The sequence below is a fragment of the Chitinivorax tropicus genome, from assembly GCF_014202905.1.
GTDB classification, from domain to species: domain Bacteria; phylum Pseudomonadota; class Gammaproteobacteria; order Burkholderiales; family SCOH01; genus Chitinivorax; species Chitinivorax tropicus.
The window spans coordinates 156,490-176,236 of the sequence record NZ_JACHHY010000004.1; the positions used below are offsets into that span (position 1 = coordinate 156,490).

18 protein-coding genes and 1 tRNA gene are annotated in these 19,747 nt (G+C 59.3%); 14 read left to right on the forward strand and 5 right to left on the reverse strand.

Annotation, left to right across the window (positions count from 1 at the left end; all coding sequences use genetic code 11):
* Nucleotides 1-7: 7 nt before the first annotated feature.
* The 5 genes from HNQ59_RS04475 (at nt 8) to HNQ59_RS04495 (ending at nt 4,035) form a co-directional block, all read left to right on the forward strand.
* Entirely contained in the window at nt 8-1,327 is a 1,320-nt protein-coding gene (locus HNQ59_RS04475; protein WP_184035778.1) for an aminodeoxychorismate synthase component I, read from the forward strand.
* Entirely contained in the window at nt 1,324-2,157 is an 834-nt protein-coding gene (gene pabC / locus HNQ59_RS04480) for an aminodeoxychorismate lyase (protein ID WP_184035780.1), read from the forward strand. Before HNQ59_RS04475 ends, pabC begins: the two co-directional genes overlap by 4 nt.
* Nucleotides 2,154-2,420, forward strand: coding sequence for a hypothetical protein (locus HNQ59_RS04485; RefSeq protein WP_184035782.1), 267 nt, complete (start codon nt 2,154-2,156; stop codon nt 2,418-2,420). The genes pabC and HNQ59_RS04485 overlap by 4 nt, the downstream gene beginning before the upstream one ends.
* A 168-nt stretch (nt 2,421-2,588) precedes the next feature.
* On the forward strand, nt 2,589-3,536 hold the full coding sequence (thiL, locus tag HNQ59_RS04490) for a thiamine-phosphate kinase (RefSeq protein ID WP_184035784.1): 948 nt from the start codon (nt 2,589-2,591) through the stop codon (nt 3,534-3,536).
* Nucleotides 3,537-3,573: 37 nt separating this feature from the next.
* Complete coding sequence (locus HNQ59_RS04495; RefSeq protein WP_184035786.1) at nt 3,574-4,035, forward strand: phosphatidylglycerophosphatase A family protein; 462 nt, start codon at nt 3,574-3,576, stop codon at nt 4,033-4,035.
* Between the two features lie 3 nt (nt 4,036-4,038).
* On the opposite strand, the gene HNQ59_RS04500 is transcribed toward HNQ59_RS04495, so the two are convergent.
* Nucleotides 4,039-4,110, reverse strand: a tRNA-Arg gene (locus HNQ59_RS04500).
* A gap of 165 nt (nt 4,111-4,275) precedes the next feature.
* Nucleotides 4,276-5,481 carry an NnrS family protein gene (locus HNQ59_RS04505; protein ID WP_184035788.1) on the reverse strand — a complete coding sequence of 402 codons (1,206 nt, stop codon included), beginning with the start codon at nt 5,479-5,481 and terminating at the stop codon, nt 4,276-4,278.
* Nucleotides 5,482-5,648: 167 nt separating this feature from the next.
* On the opposite strand from HNQ59_RS04505, the gene ubiU reads away from it, so the two are divergent.
* The 3 genes from ubiU to ubiT are packed head-to-tail and all read left to right on the forward strand — an operon-like array spanning nt 5,649 to nt 7,982.
* Nucleotides 5,649-6,653, forward strand: coding sequence for a ubiquinone anaerobic biosynthesis protein UbiU (gene ubiU, locus HNQ59_RS04510; protein WP_343074203.1), 1,005 nt, complete (start codon nt 5,649-5,651; stop codon nt 6,651-6,653).
* A gap of 7 nt (nt 6,654-6,660) precedes the next feature.
* Nucleotides 6,661-7,533, forward strand: coding sequence for a U32 family peptidase (locus HNQ59_RS04515; RefSeq protein ID WP_184035979.1), 873 nt, complete (start codon nt 6,661-6,663; stop codon nt 7,531-7,533).
* 2 nt (nt 7,534-7,535) lie between these two features.
* Entirely contained in the window at nt 7,536-7,982 is a 447-nt protein-coding gene (ubiT, locus tag HNQ59_RS04520) for a ubiquinone anaerobic biosynthesis accessory factor UbiT (RefSeq protein WP_184035790.1), read from the forward strand.
* Between the two features lie 54 nt (nt 7,983-8,036).
* Here the strand turns inward: ubiT and HNQ59_RS04525 are convergent, their stop codons facing one another.
* From HNQ59_RS04525 to HNQ59_RS04535, 3 genes are read right to left on the reverse strand one after another with little or no spacing between them, the layout of a single operon-like run.
* On the reverse strand, nt 8,037-8,975 hold the full coding sequence (locus HNQ59_RS04525; RefSeq protein WP_184035792.1) for a sensor domain-containing diguanylate cyclase: 939 nt from the start codon (nt 8,973-8,975) through the stop codon (nt 8,037-8,039).
* Nucleotides 8,975-9,595, reverse strand: a complete 621-nt coding sequence (locus tag HNQ59_RS04530) for a chemotaxis protein CheC (RefSeq protein WP_184035794.1) — start codon at nt 9,593-9,595, stop codon at nt 8,975-8,977. Before HNQ59_RS04530 ends, HNQ59_RS04525 begins: the two co-directional genes overlap by 1 nt.
* An 18-nt stretch (nt 9,596-9,613) precedes the next feature.
* The gene (locus HNQ59_RS04535) at nt 9,614-9,979 is read right to left on the reverse strand and encodes a response regulator (protein WP_184035796.1); all 366 of its coding nucleotides are present in this window, start codon (nt 9,977-9,979) and stop codon (nt 9,614-9,616) included.
* A 411-nt stretch (nt 9,980-10,390) separates the two neighbouring features.
* On the opposite strand from HNQ59_RS04535, the gene HNQ59_RS04540 reads away from it, so the two are divergent.
* The 6 genes from HNQ59_RS04540 (at nt 10,391) to HNQ59_RS04565 (ending at nt 19,734) form a co-directional block, all read left to right on the forward strand.
* The gene (locus tag HNQ59_RS04540; RefSeq protein ID WP_184035798.1) at nt 10,391-12,070 is read left to right on the forward strand and encodes a GMC family oxidoreductase; all 1,680 of its coding nucleotides are present in this window, start codon (nt 10,391-10,393) and stop codon (nt 12,068-12,070) included.
* Nucleotides 12,071-12,267: 197 nt separating this feature from the next.
* Nucleotides 12,268-14,895, forward strand: coding sequence for a winged helix-turn-helix domain-containing protein (locus HNQ59_RS04545; protein WP_184035800.1), 2,628 nt, complete (start codon nt 12,268-12,270; stop codon nt 14,893-14,895).
* A gap of 149 nt (nt 14,896-15,044) precedes the next feature.
* On the forward strand, nt 15,045-16,241 hold the full coding sequence (locus tag HNQ59_RS04550) for an amino acid aminotransferase (RefSeq protein WP_184035802.1): 1,197 nt from the start codon (nt 15,045-15,047) through the stop codon (nt 16,239-16,241).
* 432 nt (nt 16,242-16,673) lie between these two features.
* Nucleotides 16,674-18,122 carry a UbiA family prenyltransferase gene (locus HNQ59_RS04555; protein WP_184035805.1) on the forward strand — a complete coding sequence of 483 codons (1,449 nt, stop codon included), beginning with the start codon at nt 16,674-16,676 and terminating at the stop codon, nt 18,120-18,122.
* Nucleotides 18,119-18,484 carry an EamA family transporter gene (locus HNQ59_RS04560; protein WP_184035808.1) on the forward strand — a complete coding sequence of 122 codons (366 nt, stop codon included), beginning with the start codon at nt 18,119-18,121 and terminating at the stop codon, nt 18,482-18,484. The genes HNQ59_RS04555 and HNQ59_RS04560 overlap by 4 nt, the downstream gene beginning before the upstream one ends.
* Nucleotides 18,484-19,734, forward strand: a complete 1,251-nt coding sequence (locus HNQ59_RS04565) for an ArnT family glycosyltransferase (protein WP_184035811.1) — start codon at nt 18,484-18,486, stop codon at nt 19,732-19,734. Before HNQ59_RS04560 ends, HNQ59_RS04565 begins: the two co-directional genes overlap by 1 nt.
* The last annotated feature ends 13 nt before the right edge of the window (nt 19,735-19,747 follow it).

Here is a 19,747-nt window from a genome sequence, read left to right on the forward strand (position 1 = left end):
GATCCCCATGCATTATTTCAAGTTGGATCGGCTACCAGACCTGATGGGTCTGCATGCAGCCGCCCCCGCCCGATTTCCTTATCTGCTTCAGTCTTCCGGCCCGCAGGGCTGGGATTTGTTGTTTGCCTGCCCGCGCGATGTCACTCTGTTCTGGCCTGGCGACCCACGAGATGTGTTCTCGGTGCTGGACCGCCGTGCAGGATCGAGCCTGGTCAGCCCACAGGAACACGACCCTGCACGTCCGCCCTTCAAAGGCGGATGGTTCGTTTACTTGGGCTATGAGATGCTGCATGCGATCGAGCCCTCTGTACCGGTACTCGGCGCGCCAACGCCATTCCCCAATGCCATGCTGGCGGACGTGCCTGCCGCGATCTGTATCAACCGCACCACCAGCGAGGCCTGGGTGGTGGTGGAGCAGGGCGCCGAGACATTGCTTGATGAATTGGTGGCTCTATGCCGCCAGGATGCACCCTGGCAGCCACAGGCAATCAGTCTGACCGATATGGCAGAGGAAGACCCAGGCCAATTTGTTGCGGGTGTGGATAAAATCAAACGCTACATCCGCGAAGGGGATGTCTTTCAGGTCAACTTGTCGCGAGAGTGGTCTGCGGCGTTGGATGCCACGATTCGACCCATCGACCTGTTCCACGCCCTACGTGTTGCCAACCCGGCCCCATTCTCGGGCTTGGTGCGGTTGAGCGAGACACATAGCATCGTCAGCTCGTCACCAGAGCGCCTGCTACGGGTGCAAAATGGCTGGGCAGACACCCGGCCCATTGCCGGCACGCATCCACGATCTGCCGATCCAATTGAAGATGCGGCGTTGAAAGCGCGACTGATCGGCAGCATCAAAGAGCGCGCTGAGCATGTCATGCTGATCGACCTGGAGCGCAATGATCTGGGCAGAGTATGTGTGCCCGGCACCGTGCAGGTCGATGAATTGATGGCGGTATGCAGCTATGCATATGTCCATCATATCGAGTCCAATGTGAAAGGCCGGTTGCGTGCCGACGTAACCCCTGCTGCTGCAATACGCGCGCTGTTTCCTGGCGGCACCATCACGGGGTGCCCCAAAGTCAGAACCATGCAGATCATCGCTGAGCTGGAGTCTGGCCCCAGGTGTGCCTACACCGGCAGCTTTGGTTATGTGAACCGTGATGGCAGCATGGATCTGAACATCTTGATCCGTACTTTCATGCAGACTGGTCATCAGCTGCGGTTCCGTGCGGGGGCGGGGATTGTTGCCGACTCTGATCGCGAGCGGGAATTGCAGGAGACGCGGGCCAAGGCCCGAGGACTGTTGCGGGCGCTCGGGGTATCGGCATGATACTGGTCAACGGCAGGCCGCTGGAAACGGTCGCAGCCAATGATCGGGGCTTGGCCTACGGCGATGGGGTGTTCCGAACACTGCCGATCCGCGACGGTATGATTGCCGGCTGGGCATGGCACCTGGCCCTGTTGGCGCGGGATTGCCAAACGTTGCACCTGCCCATGCCAACGCTCGATCTGTTAGCTGATGAAATGCGTCAATGTATAGCCGGGATCGAGACGGGCGTAGCCAAGATCACCGTGACCCGAGGTGAGGGGCCGCGCGGCTATCGGATCGATCCAGCCTGTGCACCGACGCGTATCCTACAGGCGACCGCAGGCTGGCCCTATCAAGATGCCCAGCTGCAGCAAGGGATCAGGCTGATCCGCTGTCGGACCCAAGTGACGGTGCAGCCTGCACTGGCGGGTGCCAAGACCCTGAATCGACTGGATAGCGTACTGGCCCGCCGCGAGTGGCAAGACAGCCAGGTATTCGACGGCTTGATGGCCGACCAGACCGGGGCCTGGCTTGAAACCACCATGTGCAGCCTGTTCGTTGAATATCAGGGCGCATTGTGGCTGCCGGATCTGGCGCACGCTGGCGTGTCTGGCCTCAGTCGTGAGGTGTGCTTGACTTGTTGCCGCCAGTTGTCGATACCGGTGATAATGGGCAGGATTGATGACAACATCCTGGCGAATGCCGATGCGGTCATGGTGGCAAACAGTCTGATCGGGCTAGTGCCGGTCATCGATGTGGAAGGGCAACCATATGGACTGTCTGCCAGATTCCAACAGCTTCGGGCAGCATGGGATCGTGCGCTGGCCGAATCAACCGCACTGAGAATATGAAAAAGCAAACATTATTGCCAGCCTTGCTGATGCTGCTGGTGGCACCGCAAACCTGGGCTGAGTCGGCCCCAACTGAGTATGACCCAGCCAAGCATACCGAGAAGATGCGCGTCTATTGTGCCGATCTCGACAAGCAATTGGGCCTGATGGCGAAACGCGAGAAGCTCGGGTTGCGCGCCACCGAAAAGGAACGCTTTCTTCAAAAGCGGGGCGAGCTGGAGGCCAAGCGCGAGAAGCATTGCGCCCAATTCAAGGCGCAGTGAGCGCTTGGCACGGCTTGTCATGGCAAAGCCACCTTCGGGTGGCTTTGCTGTTTGTGGCGAACGATTTCAATTGACGTGCGAACTTTGCCTCCGATTGGCCATCACAGGCTACGAAGCCCTGCCAACGGAACCCAAGGCACTCGGTGCATTTCCGCTATACTCGCGGCCATGGACGAATTCAAACTGATTCAGCGTTTTTTCACCCGCTCAACACCTGATGTCATGCTAGGCATCGGGGATGATGCCGCTCTGGTGCAGCCCACGCCTGGCATGGCTTTGGCCATGTCTGCAGACATGCTGGTGGCGGGTCGTCATTTCCTTCCTGACACCGACCCATTCAGACTCGGCTGGAAAACCTTGGCGGTCAATTTGTCGGACATGGCTGCCATGGCGGCGCAACCCAGATGGGCATTGCTGAGCGTGGCATTGCCAGCAGCGGATGCAGGCTGGCTGGATGCCTTTTCACAAGGCTTTTTCACCTTAGCAGATCAGTGGCAGGTACGGCTGGTGGGCGGTGATACGACCCGTGGCCCGTTGAACCTGTCGGTGCAGATCATGGGTGAAGTCCTACCTGAACAAGCGTTACGGCGTGACGCAGCACAAGTTGGGGATGATATCTGGGTGTCGGGGTATCTGGGTGAAGCCGCCTTGGGGCTGGCGCACCTGCAAGGGCGGCTGGCTTTGCCCGACCCGACGCTGGCGCTACAACACCTGGAGCAGCCGGTGCCCCGCGTAGCGCTGGGGCTGGCTCTACGCGGGTTGGCACACAGCGCGATCGATGTGTCGGATGGCTTGCTGGCTGATCTGGGACATATTTTGGCCCGAAGTGGCGTGGGGGCTGAGGTCGATAGCCGTGTCTTGGCACGACGCCCCGAGCTGGCCGCCGAGCTGGGCAAGGAGTTCGGCCTGATGGCCATGTTGTCGGGCGGGGACGACTATGAGCTGTGTTTTACCGCGCCCCGTTGCCACCGTGAGCAAATTGGCGCGCTGTCCGATGCACTGCAGTTGCCGTTGTCGCGAATCGGGCAGATTGTCCCGACAGGCCTGGTGGTCTTGGATCTCCACGGTAGGCCCATGTCGATTTCACGAACAGGATTCAATCATTTTGCAGAATAACCCTCGACCTTTATTGAAGCCGGATTGGCGATTTTTGATGGCACATCCGGCACACTTTCTGGCTTTTGGCTTCGGTAGTGGCTTGAGCCCCAAGGCGCCTGGCACGTTTGGCACCTTGGCTGCTTTTCCAGTCTATGCGCTATTGATCACTTTGTTGCCGCCCATGGCGGTCTGGGCGGTGATTGCCGTGATGTGCGTGGTGGGTGTCTGGATCTGTGATGTCGCCGGGCGGGCAGTTGGTGTGGCGGACCACGGCGGCATCGTGTGGGATGAGATTGCCGGTTTTTGTCTGGTATTGGCTTTTGTTCCGGTGACTGCAGTGTGGTGGGCGGTGGCGTTCGGTCTGTTCAGGCTGTTTGATATCTGGAAGCCTTTTCCGATCCGGCAGCTGGATGCACGGACGCACAACGGGCTGGGCGTGATGCTGGACGACATGCTCGCCGCAGTTTATAGCATTGTGGTGGCTTGGGGTTTACAGCAGACGGCTTGGTTGCACTGAACGCCCCCCCGCCGGGAATCGAACCCAGAACTGCCCCTTAGGAGGGGGCCGTTATATCCATTTAACTACAGGGAGAACGACAGTTTGGCGGGTAGCCGATGACCACCCGTCAAAACAAGGCCCGCATTATACCTGTTTCCCAAGGGCCAGGGAACGCCTCGATCAAATCGGATGCGGTTTGGCTGTGAACCGGCGAAAAAGACGTTTGTCTTCCACCCGAGCGTATCCGAAGTTTGGCACTCAACCTGCTACACCATCTGCGCGGGCATGCAGGTACAAAGACGCATAACGGCGATGCCACCAGCCGAAACATACCAGCCAAAGCACGGCGGCGAGCAGATATCCCACCGCTGGTGACCAGGGCAGCCAATCTGTCAGGCTGCGGGTCAGTACAATCAATTGAAATAGCCAGAAAATCTGCCAAGTGCGTGCATCCGCTACCAAGGGCCGTCCTGAGTGCCCAAGGGTGACGCGGGTGGCCATGGCCAAGAGCAACGCACCCATGAAGCCGATGCTGATCAGGTGCAGCGGCACCAACCCCAGCCCGATCCCGCCCAGCAGTTGCATCAATGACGAGATGGCGTAGGCGGCCATGCCTATGCCAAACCACAGGAAGGCCCAATGCAGCATGGCCAGAATCCAGACCCGCTGGGCGTGACGGATGCCCCAGCGATAACTGGTATAGCCCGCCAGCACGGCCAACGGTAGATCGATCAGCCAGCTCCATGTCGGTAGTTGGGCCAGGATGATCAAGCCATGCAGGACACAGCCACCCGTCAGCGCCCATAACAGCCACATGGGTCGCCACGGCTTGACCAGGGGTACTGCGTTGGCGGTGAAGAACGGAATCATGCGATGCGCTACCGTCAAATAGACGGGCAGCAGGCTGCCCCAAAGTGCCAGGGTGAGGGCGTGCGCCAGCAGGCGGCTGTCAACAGCCAGCCCAATGCAGGCCAGTATGCCGATGGTCAGGGCTGCAACGATCACTTTGGCGTGGAGACGATCTCTCTGTGGCGATTGTCGGATGGTGCGAGCGAACCAAAGCGTGGCATCGGCCATTCCCCCAGCCCAGATCAACATGCCCAGCTTGGCCACCAGCGCGTGGCTGAGGATGCCCACATAGAACAGGGTCAGCCCGCTGGTGCACACGGCGAATACGCGCAGATATTGCGGGCGACCTGGCCCGGGCATCCCCAACCAGCGGGGGCCGGCGGTCATCAGGAAGCCCAGGAAGAAAAAGGGGAACACGCCAAATAGCATCAAAAAGGCATGGATTTCCTTAGCAGGCAATGCCCAATTGACACTGGGCAGCCAGCCGCCGAAGCGGGCGGCCAGGTCATAGGCCCAAAACACCATGACCAGCAGTGCCTGGGTGGCGCCTGCATAGAACATGACCCGATGTGGTGCGGCGGTGAAAGTCTGCCAACGGGAGGTAGGGGGGGGCATGGGAAGTACCTGATCATTTGACTCAGGTATCAGCTTAACAGCCCCAATCCACCCTGCACTTGACCTTGGTCAATTGCGACAGGATGGGGCGCTGGTAGGCTGCCGCATCCTGATTGGCCGACGGCCTGCCCGGCGTCAGCCAGTCGTATTGATTGAAGGATGTGCTTGTGAACCTGCCAGAACTGGTCTGCCCTGCCGGCAGCCTGCCCGCCCTGAAGATGGCTGTTGACCATGGTGCCGATTGCATCTATTGCGGCCTGAAAGACGAAACCAACGCCCGACATTTCTCTGGTTTGAATTTTGATATCCCTACCTTGCGTGAGGGTATCCGCTATGCCCACCAACGACAACGCAAGGTGCTGTTGGCGATCAATACCTATGCGCAGGCTGGACAAGAGGCCCGTTGGCGTCGAGCGGTCGATCAGGCCGCCGAGCTGGGTGTCGATGCGGTGATCCTGGCCGACATGGGGCTGCTGGCCTATGCCGCCAAAACCCACCCACAGTTGCGTCTGCATCTATCAGTGCAGGGCTCGGCCACGCATTACGAGGCCATCAATTTCTGTCATGAACAATTCGGAGTGGTGCGTGCGGTATTGCCACGGGTGTTGACCTTGAGTCAGGTCGAACATGTGTTGAAACATACACCGGTCCAAATCGAGGTATTCGGTTTCGGTAGCCTGTGTGTGATGGTCGAGGGGCGCTGCCTGCTGTCTTCCTATGTGACAGGTGAGTCGCCCAATACGCATGGGGTCTGTTCACCGGCCAAGGCGGTGCGGTGGATGCAGACGCCGACAGGTTTGCAGTCGCGGCTCAATGGTGTGCTGATCGATCAATATGGCGAGGGTGAACACGCGGGCTACCCGACCTTGTGCAAAGGGCGGTTCGAGGTCAACGATGAGACTTACTATGCTCTGGAGGAGCCCACCAGCCTGAATGTATTGTCTGTGTTGCCGGAGCTGCTGCGCATCGGTGTGGCCGCCATCAAGGTGGAGGGCCGACAGCGTAGCCCGGCCTATGTGGCGCAAGTCACCCAGACACTGCGTGCCGCCTTGGATGCCTGTGGGCGTGATGCTGCACGCTATTCGGTCAAGCCTGCCTGGGCGGGTGCGCTCAACAAAGTGGCAGAGGGCCAGCAGGCAACGCTGGGCGCATATTCAAGACCCTGGAAATGATCGGATGATGAAACTCACATTAGGGCCGGTTTTGTATTATTGGCCAAAGAATCAGGTGCTACAGTTCTACGCCGACATGGCAGATGCGCCGGTCGAAGTGATCTATCTGGGCGAGGTGGTCTGTTCACGCCGTTTCCAACTTCGGCCAGACGACTGGTTGGGGTTGGCGGCAGATCTGGCGGCGGCGGGCAAACAGGTGGTGTTGTCCACCCAGGTCTTGCTGGAGTCGGAGTCGGATCAACGGGCCTTGCGGCGTTTGATCGAGCATGGGGGATTTGGCGTGGAGGCCAATGACCTGGGTGCGGTACGCTTGTTGAAGCAAGCCCAGTACCCCTTTGTCGCGGGCCCACACCTGAATATCTATAACGCAGACACATTGGCCTTTTTCGCTGAACAAGGGGCTACTCGCTGGGTGCCGCCGGTTGAGATCACTGGTGCAGCGCTCAAGCAGATTCTGCAGGCGGGCCGCCCGGCCATCGAAACCGAGCTGTTCGCCTATGGCCGCCTGCCTTTAGCCTATTCTGCCCGCTGCTTCACCGCACGGCACCATAACCTGAAGAAGGATGATTGCCAGTTCCGTTGTATGGATGACGAGGATGGCATCACCCTGAAGACCCGCGATGGTCAGCCGTTTCTGACCTTGAATGGCATTCAGACCCAGTCAGCCCTGACCTATAACCTGCTGGCAGAGCTGCCGGCATGTCTTGCCACTGGCGTGTCGTTGTTGCGCCTCTCGCCGCAGGCGCATGACATGCAGGCCGTGATCCAGTCATTTGACGCCGCGCGCCGTGGCCAGCCAGCACCCTGGACTGCCAGCATGCCAATCGGCCCATGCAATGGCTATTGGCATGGTGATGCAGGCATGTTGCAAAAGGATTGAGCATGCAGACAGCACTTCCGACATTTCCCCCCCTACTGGCCACGCTGTTGCGCAAATTACCGGCCTGGCCGCATGGCGTCATCGGCAGCCTGGGGCTGAATCTCGCCCAGCGCGCCCAGGTATTGCCCGATTTGCAATGCCTGGAAGGACGCAGCTTTGCCATCGAGATCCGTGACTTGGGGGTGCTCATACCCTGTCGCTTTGAGCAAGGCCGGTTTCGCCCGATATTGAGCCGCGCAGAGCCGGATGTCCGCTTTTCCGCCGAGCTGGCGGACTACTGGGCGCTGATTCAGCGAGAGGAAGACCCGGATACGCTGTTCTTTCACCGTCGGCTGGTGATTGAAGGCGATACCGAGCTGGGGTTGACCGTCAAGAACTTGCTGGATGCGATGGAGTTGCCCAATCTGCGGGCTGCGTTGTGGCAATTGCTGAAGCGGCCACTGGGCTAGTTTCGTCGAGCTTGATCCAGCACGGCCAGGCGGGTGGTGCCAGCACCACCGTGGTCAGCACACCGTCACGCGGTTCCGTCCCGCATGCTTGGACTGATACAGCGCCAGGTCCGCAACCTGGATCAGGTCTTCGATATCCTGCATGCCCTCCATCAGGCAAGCGCCGCCAAAGCTGGCCGTGATCTGGATCGTCTTGTCTTCGATCAACACATCCAGTTGCTCGATCGCGTGGCGTAGACGATCACCCAGCAATTTGACGCCATCCAGATCGGTCTGCGGCAGGATGATCAGGAATTCCTCGCCCCCAAAGCGCCCCAGAATGTCAGATTCGCGAAGCAATTGCACCACATGGCGGCTGCACACCCGCAGGACTTCATCTCCTGCCAGATGCCCCAGGGTATCGTTGATTTGTTTGAAATGATCCAGATCGAACATCAGCACCGATAGCGGTGAATGATAGCGCTGCGCGCGTTCCGCCTCATTCAGCAGGCGCTGCATGGTGTAACGCCGGTTGAATACACCTGTCAGGGCATCCCGGTTATTGGTTTCCTCCAGCTGATGGAGTGCTTGCTGCAGCTGGCGTTGGTAGATGGCAACATCGGTCATGTCATACAGCAGCGCACAGATGTTTTCAATCTGCCCTTGTTCGCCCCTGAGCGGCATGAAGGTGCAGCTTTGCTGCATGAAATCGACCCCACCGGTGATGGGCCGGTTATGTGGGAACTTGAACAGATAGGGGCGCTGCTCCCACGAGACAAAAGAGAAATGTTTGAGCAGAAAGACACTGCGGAGCTTCTTCTCCAGCCATTTCTGCGGCAGCTCGGGAAACAAATCGAACAGATTGTGCGACAGCACCTCCTCCGCTGTTTTTCCACTATGCCGCACCATGAACTGATTCCAGAGCTGGACTTCGAACGCGCTATTGACAACGAAAATGCCGACCTCGATGTGTTCGACAATGGGTGGATTCAGTTCCAGCAATTGGCCTGGCATCAATAGTTTTCCATGAATTTCTCAATCGCCTGGCGCATGGATTCGATGGTGGCATCAGGCATCATGAAGGCAATGTGACAGGAAAACTGTCGGTTTTCGAGTGAAAAGCTGACCTCGACCAGCAATGCATGCTGCCAGCACAAGGTCATGTCAGCAAACAGCGTATCGATCGGACGCCGGGTCACCAGGATGGTGGGGGGAGAGAAGCTCTGCTGCACCCCCAAAAGCTCCGCGATCGACCCTAGGCAGGCGCCGATCAGCACATTGCTGACCTCCAACAGGATTTCGACTTCCGCCTGATCGGTCAGGTCGTCTTCATAGCCCATCAGCTCGGCAGCAAGCTCGGCACAGCCGGTCTGATCGTAGATGACCAGCGCCTCGCCTTGCATGGAGCCTTGAAACGACTGCCGAGTGGCGGTGATCTCCGTGCCGAGGCCGATCATGTCGGTCATGGCACGTGACAGGTCACTGGCCTCCAGCACGCGGATGCGTGGCACAGACAAGCGGACGAAGCAGTCGAGAATGGCGGCCAGCGACGTAGCCGCCTGCCCGATGGCGATATTGGTCACCTCCTGAAGGGCATCTGTCTGGTCGGTGGTGAGAAGCGGGGGATGAGTCATGAGCCGATCCTCGCTGATTCAGAGCAAGCCTTGTGCCTTGAGCGCGGCTTGTAACTCGTCTGACTTCACGGGTTTGCGGACAAAGGCTTTCGCGCCCAGGGATAGCACCCGTTCTTGCGCAATGGGCTGTATGTCTGCGGATACGACGAAGATGGCAGGTGCGATCCCCTCGTCTTTCAGTGTCTCCAAGACCTGGAAACCATCCATCTCGGGCATGGTCAGGTCGAGGAAGACCACGTCAGGTTTGTTTTCACGGCATTGCGCCAAGGCTTCCACCCCATTGCCTGCCTGCTGGATATGCCCGCCCCAGCTTTCCGGAAGTGCCTTGATCAGCATCTTGCGTGCCATGGATGAATCGTCGCATACCAGTATTTTGAGTTCCATTTTCAGTCACTCGCGAGCAATTGGTGGATATCGGTTCAGTGTATGCCACTCATCAGCCAAGTGCCAGCTGAGCTTCTGTTGGAGGAGTTTGTTGATTCGCGTGATGTGGCCCAGGGGCTGAAGCAGCAGCTGGTCAGGAGTGATGGATGTTCTGGATGAGGCACCCTGGGCGCGGGCCCCGCTGCAGTGCCGCACCATGTGATTCTGGCAGCGGCGCGGGGCAGATTGGCACAGCTATGTCAACTACAGTGGTGTGTCGAGCGGTATGCCAAAATGGAATGGATCGAAGTGGTGACATGGTGCGTTGCATCAATTTTGTGCAAGCGCATATGAAACCATCCTTTTGGCTAGTTTCGGATCGATCAAGATTCCGTAACAATCAAATTGTCAGACAATTTAACAGGACGAGACATGTTCGACTATGTGATCATCGGCGCCGGCTCAGCCGGGTGCGTCTTGGCCAATCGCCTCAGCGAAGATCCGTCGATCCGCGTGTGCCTGTTGGAGGCCGGGCCACCGGACACCCACCCGCTGATCCACATGCCCTTGGGTATTTTGTGGATGATGCGCTCCAAGGTGTTGAATTGGCGATTCCACACTGCACCTGAGCCGCAGCTGGGCCAGCGCCGCATGTTCTGGCCGAGAGGGCGCATGCTGGGTGGCAGCAGCTCATCGAATGCGATGTGCTACATCCGTGGTCATGCGGCTGATTACGATGCCTGGGCGGCCTTGGGTAATGTGGGCTGGTCGTTCAAGGAGGTGCTGCCTTATTTTCTGAAAGCCGAGGGCAATGAGCTAGGAGACAGCGCCTATCATCATGGTGCAGGGCCGCTAAAGGTGTCCAATCTGCGCTCGACCAATGATATGTCGCGCCACTATGTGCAAGCTGGCATCCAGGCTGGTTTGCCGTTCAACCCTGACTTCAATGGGCCGGATCAGGAGGGCGTTGGCTTGTTCCAGGTCACCCAGCACGAGGGGCGGCGTTGCAGCGCAGCCAAGGCGTATCTGGCACCGGCCCGCCGGCGGCCCAACTTGCAGGTGATCACCGATGCGCATGTGACGCGCATCCTGCTGGAGTCGGGCAGGGCGGTGGGGGTAGCGTACACGCGGCATGGGCAGGCGCATGAGGTGCTTGCTGGTGCGGAGGTCATCTTGTCTGCCGGGGCGGTGCAAAGCCCACAGATCCTGATGCTGTCTGGTGTGGGTGACACGGAATGGCTGCGGCAGGCCGGGGTGGCGCCCGTGGTGCATCTACCTGGTGTTGGGCGTAATCTGCAGGATCATCTGGATGTGGTTGTGACGCATCAGGCCAAGCAGCCAGGCAGCTATGGCATCACCTGGCGCAATCTGTTGCGCGGCCCCTGGTATCTCTATCGCTATCTGGTCAAACGTGACGGCATGTATACCACCAATGGTGCCGAGGGTTGTGGCTTTGCCCGCACGGATGCGCAAGCGCCCCTGCCCGATGTGCAATTGCATTTCACCCCTGGCAAATTGCGTAAACACTCGCTGGATTGGCGCTTTCTGTGCGGTGAGGGGTATTCGCTGCATGTATGCAACCTGCGACCCAAAAGCCGGGGCGAGATCCGCCTGAACAGCGCTGATCCCTTTGCACCGCCTGATATCCGCCCCCATTATCTGTCACACCCCGATGACATGGCGCATATGGTGCGCGGGGTACGGCTGGCACGGCGCATCCTGGCTGCCCCGGCATTCGACGCCATTCGTGGGCCGGAGCTGACGCCTGGGGAGGATGTCGTCAGCGATGCTGAGATCGAGCAATTCATCTGCGAGCAGGCGGAAACCATCTATCACCCGGTTGGCACCTGCAAAATGGGGCATGACCCGCTGGCGGTGGTGGACGACCAGCTTCGGGTTCATGGTGTGGGCTGTTTAAGGGTGGTGGATGCCTCGATCATGCCTTTGCTGATCGGTGGCAACACCAATGCGCCGACCATCATGATTGCGGAAAAGGCAGCGGATCTGATCAAAGCCGATCGCCATCAATCCGCTCAGCTTGGTCATCCTGCGGCGTCGGATCGGGCGACACCCGCGCCAGTGGCCGAGATGGCGACCCCCGCCAATCTGTAGCCTGGCGGGTGCTGGCCAGGGCGTAATCGACATCCCGTGGCCGCCTTTGCCCGCCAACGATCCGGTCAGGCCCAATGACTGCCGATCAGGCCGGGACGGTATGGCTTACATGGTGTTCGGCCTTGCCCTGGAGCACGATTTGGCGCAGGCTATGACACCATGTCAATCGTGCCTAGAGCCATTTGATCATTGCTGCCATGGCGATCCTCGACCCCAGTACGTCTTCACTGCCTGTCCCAAACCCGACCAAATTACAACCGCCACCTGCCCCGCTGGGCTGGGTGGTGCGCCAGCGCCTGCTCGACAGGTTTGCACAGCAGACCAACGCAAGGCTGGTGGTGATCCACGCCCCTGCTGGCTATGGCAAGACGATCTGGATGCAACAATGCTGGCAGCAGCTGTTGCGGCGGCGGCCTGATCAGGCCGATGGGTTACGCTGGCTGCGGGTGGATACCACCGACAACGACCCCGTCCGCCTCAGCATCTACCTGCAAGCGCTGTCCGCGCCATCCGTCGAGCATGCCGAGGATGGTGTGTATTATTGCTTCATCGATGACCTGGATCAGCTCGACCACCCTGAAGCCTTGGCCACCATGCGGCTTTGGCTTGCGCAGCAGCTACCGACCATGACGGTGGTGCTGGGCGCACGGGTGCTGCCCGCGCTGGGGCTGGCCAGACTGCAATTGCACCATCCAACCTTGACCATCGACAGCCAGATGCTGGCGTATGACCTGGTCGAGCTGCAGCAGCATGCCATGACGCTGGGGATCGACCTGGCGCTTGATACCCAGCAGATGCTGTTGACCCAGACCGGTGGCTGGCCAGCGGCGATCCAGATGAGCTTGTTGGCCAGTAGTGATGAGCTTGCGTTGCAACAGCATCTGGCGGATCGGTACCACCAAGCGCAGACCTTGCTGCATTATCTGGTGGATGAGGTGATCTCGACCCTGCCTGCCGCTGCTCAGGACTTCCTGCTCGACACCTGTGGTTTCGATCCATTGTCGCCTGCCTTGTGCGATGCCGCCACAGGGCGGCGGGACAGCGAATATTGGTTGAACTGGCTGGCCCAGCAGGGCCTGTTCACTTCGGTGCACACCACCACTCCACGGCAATACCGCTACCACGCACTGTTTGCCGACTGCTTACGGCTGCACCAGCAACATCGCCGTGCTCCGATCCAGATCCAGGCGGTGTTGCGAGGCGGGGCGCGCCACCTGGCCCAGCAAGGCGAGGTGCAGCAGGCCATCGCCTTATGGCTGCAGGCTGGCGACATCACGGCGGCCATTCGGGAAATAGCCGACCAAGCCAGCGAGCTGGTGATCCAGGCCCAATTCGTCACTTTGAACCGGTGGCTGGCCAGGCTGCCACCGGATGGTGAGCTGCCCCTTACCTTGCTACTGTCTGCCGCCTGGTCTGCCGGGTTTGCCGGTGAGCTGGCACAGGCCGCTGCATGGTTGGCTCGGCTGATGCCATTTGCTGATCAGCTGCCTGAGGCACGGCAAGGGGAGCTGGCCGTGCTGCAACCGATTCTGCAGGCCGTCTGTGGCCATATCGACGATGCCTTGCGCCAAGGGGAGGCGCTGGTGCCTACCGTGCCCGACAGCCAGCATTTTGCAGCAGGGGCCTTGCACAATATGCTGGCCTATTGCCAGACCCTGGCTGCCCGTTTTGGCGACGCTCAACGGAGTGTGGCCGAGGCGCGACGGCACAATGAAGCAATTGGCAGCGGCTTGGGCCTGGGCTATGCGCTGAGCATCCAAGGCTTGATCGAGGCGAGCCAAGGTCAGCTCGATCAAGCCCTGTCCTGTTTCGAGCAAGCCGACCGGATGGCCCATCTGCAGCTGCGCCAGCATTGGTTCGAGCCTGGTCACGTCAAGGCCATGACCATCGGTCTGACCGCCAGCCTGCATTACGAGCAGGGCCGGGTCGAGATGGCTGCTGCCTTGCTGGACGACTATCTGCCACTCATGCGCCACCTGCCATCGCTGGATCTTTACCTGCTGGCGGTGCTGACGCGATGCCGCTGCCGGTTGGCATTGGGCCAATCAGCCCTTGCGCTCAGCGGGTTGGACGACGCGGAGCGCGAGGCGCAGGCCTGGCAATTCGAGCGCATCCATCATATCGCCATGTGGGAGCGCATTCGCATTGACCTGATCGAGGGGCAGATCACCACCGCAACACAGCGCTGGGCAACATTCCAGCCACCAAAGCCAGATGCCGACTGGCCGGTCATGCCCTCGCATACGGCAGCGCTCAATGGCGCGGGCATCGAGTGGGCACGTTACTGGTTGTCGACAGGGCAAGCGGCATTGGCGGCAGAGCAATTGGCTCTGGCCGAGGCCCATGCTCAGCGGACCGGCCAACGCTGGCGCAGGTTGCGGCTCCTGATCCTGATGGCACAGGCACAGGCCGCGCTGCAATTGGATGAGGCCGCTCACCAAAGCCTGATGGCTGCGCTGACCTTGGGCGCCGCCATGCAGGCGCAACGCAGCTTTCTCGACGAAGGCCCGGCGCTGTTGCACCAACTCGCCGGGCTGGATGGCGCCACAATCGGGCAGGCCGGAGGTGAGTCGTTACGGCAATATCATCAGGCATTGCTACAGACAGCCTTGATCGGGCCGACGCCTGACACCTTGCTGAGCGAGCGTGAGCTGGCGATTCTGCAACTCCTGGCGACCGGTATGGCAAATGAACAGATCGCGGAACAGGTGCATCTGTCAGTGCATACCGTCAAATGGCACATCCGCCGCATGCTGGGCAAGCTGTCCGCCCGCAACCGGAGTGAGGCAGTGTTTCAGGCCCGCCGACTGGGCTTGTTGGCGTGAGCCGCCTGACCGGGCGGGAGATGATCATCGGTGTGCTTTCGCGTATCATGATATGTTTTCCGGAAATGCCTGCTGATTGAGGCGCTTGCCGTCTCGACGCGTCGCAACTCCCTTGCTTTGTCAACACCGCCAACAGGAATGCCTTTCCCATGTTCGAGCACGTAAATGCCTATCCGGGCGACCCGATTCTGACGCTGGTTGAAACTTTCAACAAAGACACCCGCCAACCCAAGGTCAACCTTGGTATTGGTCTGTACTACGATGAGCAAGGCCGCATTCCGCTGTTGGGCTCGGTGCGCAAGGCCGAGGCCGCACGGGCCGCTCAACCTGGCCCGCGCCCGTATCAGCCGATGGAAGGCGCGGCCAACTACCGTGAAGCCGTGCAGAAGCTGGTGTTCGGTGCGACACATGAAGCGGTAACCGGTAAGCGCATCGCCACCATCCAGACCATCGGTGGCTCGGGTGCGCTGAAGATCGGTGCCGATTTCCTGAAACGTTACTTCCCGGAAAGCGATGTCTGGGTCAGCAACCCGACCTGGGACAATCACCGCGCGATGTTCGAAGGCGCCGGTTTCCAGGTGTTCGATTACCCTTATTACGATGCGGCCACCGGTGGCGTGCGTTTCGACGACATGCTGGCCACCCTGGCCAAGTTGCCGGCCAAGACCATCGTACTGCTCCACCCCTGCTGCCACAACCCGACCGGCGTTGACCTCAATCGTGAGCAATGGCTACAGGTGATCAAGTTGGTGGTCGAGCGCCAATTGATTCCTTTCATGGATATTGCCTATCAAGGCTTTGGCGATGGTCTGGAAGAAGATGGTTTCGCCATCCGCGCCATGGCTGATGCGGGTGTCAGCTTTCTGGTCAGCAATTCTTTCTCCAAAAATCTTTCGTTCTATGGCGAGCGTTGCGGTGGCCTGTCCGTGGTGTGCCCAACTGCCGAGGAAGCTGACCGGGTACTGGGCCAGCTCAAATTCACCGTGCGCCGTAACTATTCCAGCCCACCCACCCATGGTGGTCAGATCACCGCTGCGGTGATGCTCGACCCGGCCCTGCGCGCTGAGTGGGAAACCGAAGTGGCCGAGATGCGGGTACGCATCAAGGCCATGCGCCAAAAGCTTCATGACGTGCTGGCCGCCAAGGTGCCAGGCCGTGATTTCAGCTATTTCCTGAACCAGCGCGGTATGTTCAGCTACACCGGGCTGACCCCAGAGCAGGTAGATCGCCTGCGTGAGCAATACGCGGTCTATCTGGTGCGCTCTGGCCGCATGTGTGTGGCGGGGTTGAACGCAGGCAATGTCGATTATGTTGCCCAAGCCATGGCAGATGTGCTGTCCGCTTGATCTCTGCTGATCAATGGGAAAATCCAAGCCGGACGCTGTCCGGCTTTTTTTGCGCCATGCTTCTGCTGATGCCGACGTGCGCCTGCGGTGCTGCCGATAGGGGCAGGACGAGCATTGGCTAGGCCGAGCAGGCACATCAATCGGCAGTGTCGCTCCGCTATCGGTATTGCGTTATCATGCCATTTGCATGTCGGGGCTGGCGGCCTGATTTCAGGGGCTGCACCAAAGCGGCGATGAAATAACATCAGCAGCGCCGTATGTTCCCCGCGAATCCAACGTTGTTCTGGCTTGGTATGTGGTTTTTTTCAATGTTGTTGTCTTTATCCTTAACTATGATTCATATTGTTCAACCATTCTCTCGGTGATTTCAGCAATGCCCAATGGCGGGGGGGCTGCCAGGGTGCGTTGATCCATCGGTAAACAGGATGTGTCATGCCGCTTGTTACGGATGTACCGCTGGTTGTGGATCTGGATGGAACGCTCACACCGACTGACACGCTGGTGGAGTCTGTGCTGAAGGTAGTAAGGCAATCGCCATTGAATCTGCTGCGGATGCCGATATGGCTGATGCGAGGACGAGCTGGGTTCAAGACATGTGTCGCGGCGCGGGCGGGCATTGCCGCCCAACATCTGCCATATCGTGCGCCATTGATCGATTACCTGCAGGATGAGAAAGCCAAGGGGCGCCAGATCATCCTGGCCACGGCTGCGCATCGCACGATAGCTGATTCGGTGGCGGGGCATCTGGGCCTGTTCGATCAGGTATTGGCATCGGACACCCACCATAATCTGAAAGGCGCATCGAAGTTGCAAGCGATTCGGGAGCGGGTGGGGGATGCATTTGTCTATGCCGGTGACAGCCGGGCTGACCTGCCGATCTGGCTGGCGGCGGAAGGTGCGGTGTTGGTGGATGTGCCGGAGCGGATGGCAGAGGTGGTACGCCAGCGGGTGCGGGTAGAGCGTGAATTCCACGCTCCACAAGTCGGCTGCTTTGTCTGGTTGCGGGCTTTGCGGGTGCATCAATGGCTCAAGAATCTCCTGCTGCTGGTTCCGATGCTGACCGCTTTTTCGTTTACCGATGCCGGTAAGATGCTGAATATGGTGCTGGCGTTTCTGGCGTTCTCCCTGACGGCTTCCGCGACATATATCCTCAATGATCTGGGGGATCTGGAAAACGACCGGGCTCACCCGCGCAAACGGTTGCGGCCTTTTGCCAGCGCCCAACTGCCCATCCTGGGCGGATTGGGGGCATCGATCAGTACCCTGGCCGTTGCTTTTGGCCTGGCCTGGCTGGTGTCCAGCGAGTTTGTATGGACGTTGATGGCGTATCTGGCATTGACCAGTGCTTACAGCTGGGTGCTGAAGTCATATATGTTGGTGGATGTGTTGCTGCTTTCGCTCCTGTACACACTTCGAATCCTGGCGGGAGCAGTGGCGATTGGCGTGGCGGTCAGCTCCTGGTTGTTGGCGTTCTCGGTATTCATCTTTCTCAGCCTGGCCTTGGTGAAACGCTGTGCCGAGCTGATCGTGCTGGGTGCGAACGGGGAGGCTGTCTTGCACGGTCGGGACTATCGGGTGACGGATCTGGTCGTCCTGTGGCCGCTTGGCGTGGGGGCTGCGCTGTCCGCCGTGGTGGTGTTTGGCTTGTTCATCCATGCGCCGGAAACCCAGAGCCGTTACAGCAGTCCTCAGCTGTTGTGGCTGGTGGGGGTTGGGTTGATCTATTGGCTGGCTCGGCTATGGGTCAAAACCGCACGAGGAGAGATGCACGATGATCCCGTGGTGTTTGCAGCCAAGGATCGGGGCAGTCGCCTCACTATCCTGGCCATGGTCGTTGTGATGCTGGCTGCGCACTTTCTGACCTTTGGGGCCTTGTCATGAATACTTTCTTGATTGCTCTGGTCAGCATTGCGTTGTCGGTCACGGCTCAGTTTTCCCTGAAAACAGGAATGTCGAGCCCAGGTATCAAGGCGCTGTTGGTACAACCGCGTTCTTTGAAGACCTGGCTGATGGTGCTGTCCAATCAATATGTCCTGGGGGGGTTCCTGCTCTATGCCCTGGGCGCAGTGGTCTGGCTCAATGTGTTGGCCAAATGGGATGTGAGCAAAGCCTACCCCTTGGTCGGGTTGGGATTCGTGGTGACTGCAGTCGTGGGATATTGGCTGGGTGAACAGATGACTTGGCCGCGCATGGCAGGCATTGCGTTGATTTGTGCGGGGATCGTGCTGATCGGGAGAAGCTGATGCATTCACACAGTGATAAGCAACAACCGGACTGGCCATGGCTGGCATTGTTTGTGGTGATCGGCCTGGCGTTACGACTCGCTGCCATGGCCGGTTTTAGCCATGTGCCGGAGGGCGATGAGCTTGCCTATAAAAGCATGGCGCTCAATTGGGTGGGGGGTCATGGCATTGTCGATGAGATGGGCAATCGTGCCATGTATAACGTGGGGTACCCGCTGTTGGTATTGGCACCGGTCTTTTTCCTGGCGGGCGAGGATCTGCAGGCGATGCGCATGGCCAACGTGTGCCTGGGCGGGCTGTCCATCGTGCTCTGCTACTTGGCCGCCAAGGAAGCAGGGGCTGGGCGGCTGGGGCGGTTGGTGTCGGCTGCAGTCTGGGCGGTCTACTTGCCGGCCAGTGTGTACACCGTCTATTTGTTCAAGGAAAACCTGATGACGCCGATCATGCTGGGCGTTGTCTGGTGTGCGCTACGTCTGGCCAGGGCGCCATCGGTGCGGGTGGCAGTGGGCTGCGGCATATTGCTGGGCCTGTTGGCCTTGGTGGGCAATGCGGGCCTGTCTTTGTTGGGCATGGTGGTATTGGCGCTGGTGCTGGCACCCGTCCCGCCACCCAGGCGCATTGTGCTGGCGACGGTGATGCTCATTGCAGCCGCCCTGCTGGTTGTGCCCTGGATGATCCGTAATCAGCAGGTGATTGGTGCTCCGGTCCTGAATACCAACGGTGGGTTCAATCTGTATCTGGGTAACAACCCGGCGGCAACTGGCATGTATCTCTCCATCTCAGACACCCCACGAGGGGCGAGCTGGGGTGATTTGCGAAAGCTGGGTGAGGTGCGGGCTTCTGACGTGCTCAAGCAAGATGCCCTTGCCTGGATCAAGGCCAATCCGGTGCCTTTCCTGAGTTTGTCCTTGAAAAAAGCCGCCTATTTCTGGACCCCGCCATTCCATCAAGGTCAGGGTGAGGGATCGAGTGCCGAGCGTGTCGTGCGCGCGTTGTGGGGCATCCAATTCGTGTTGTTGATGGCTGCAGCACTGGGCACACTGTTGATCCGTGCGTTATGGCATAGACCGCTCGTGCTGCTATGGGTGGCCATTGGGTGCTACACAGCGGTACATATGCTGTTCTATGTGAGCTTCCGCTATCGTGAGCCCATGATGCCGGTGCTGGGTATCATGGCGGCACTTGTCGTTGAATCCTTGCTGTTGAGACGATTTGCATCAATGACGCTGGGCCGTGTGCGGGCCGTCTAGGTTCAGTCAACAC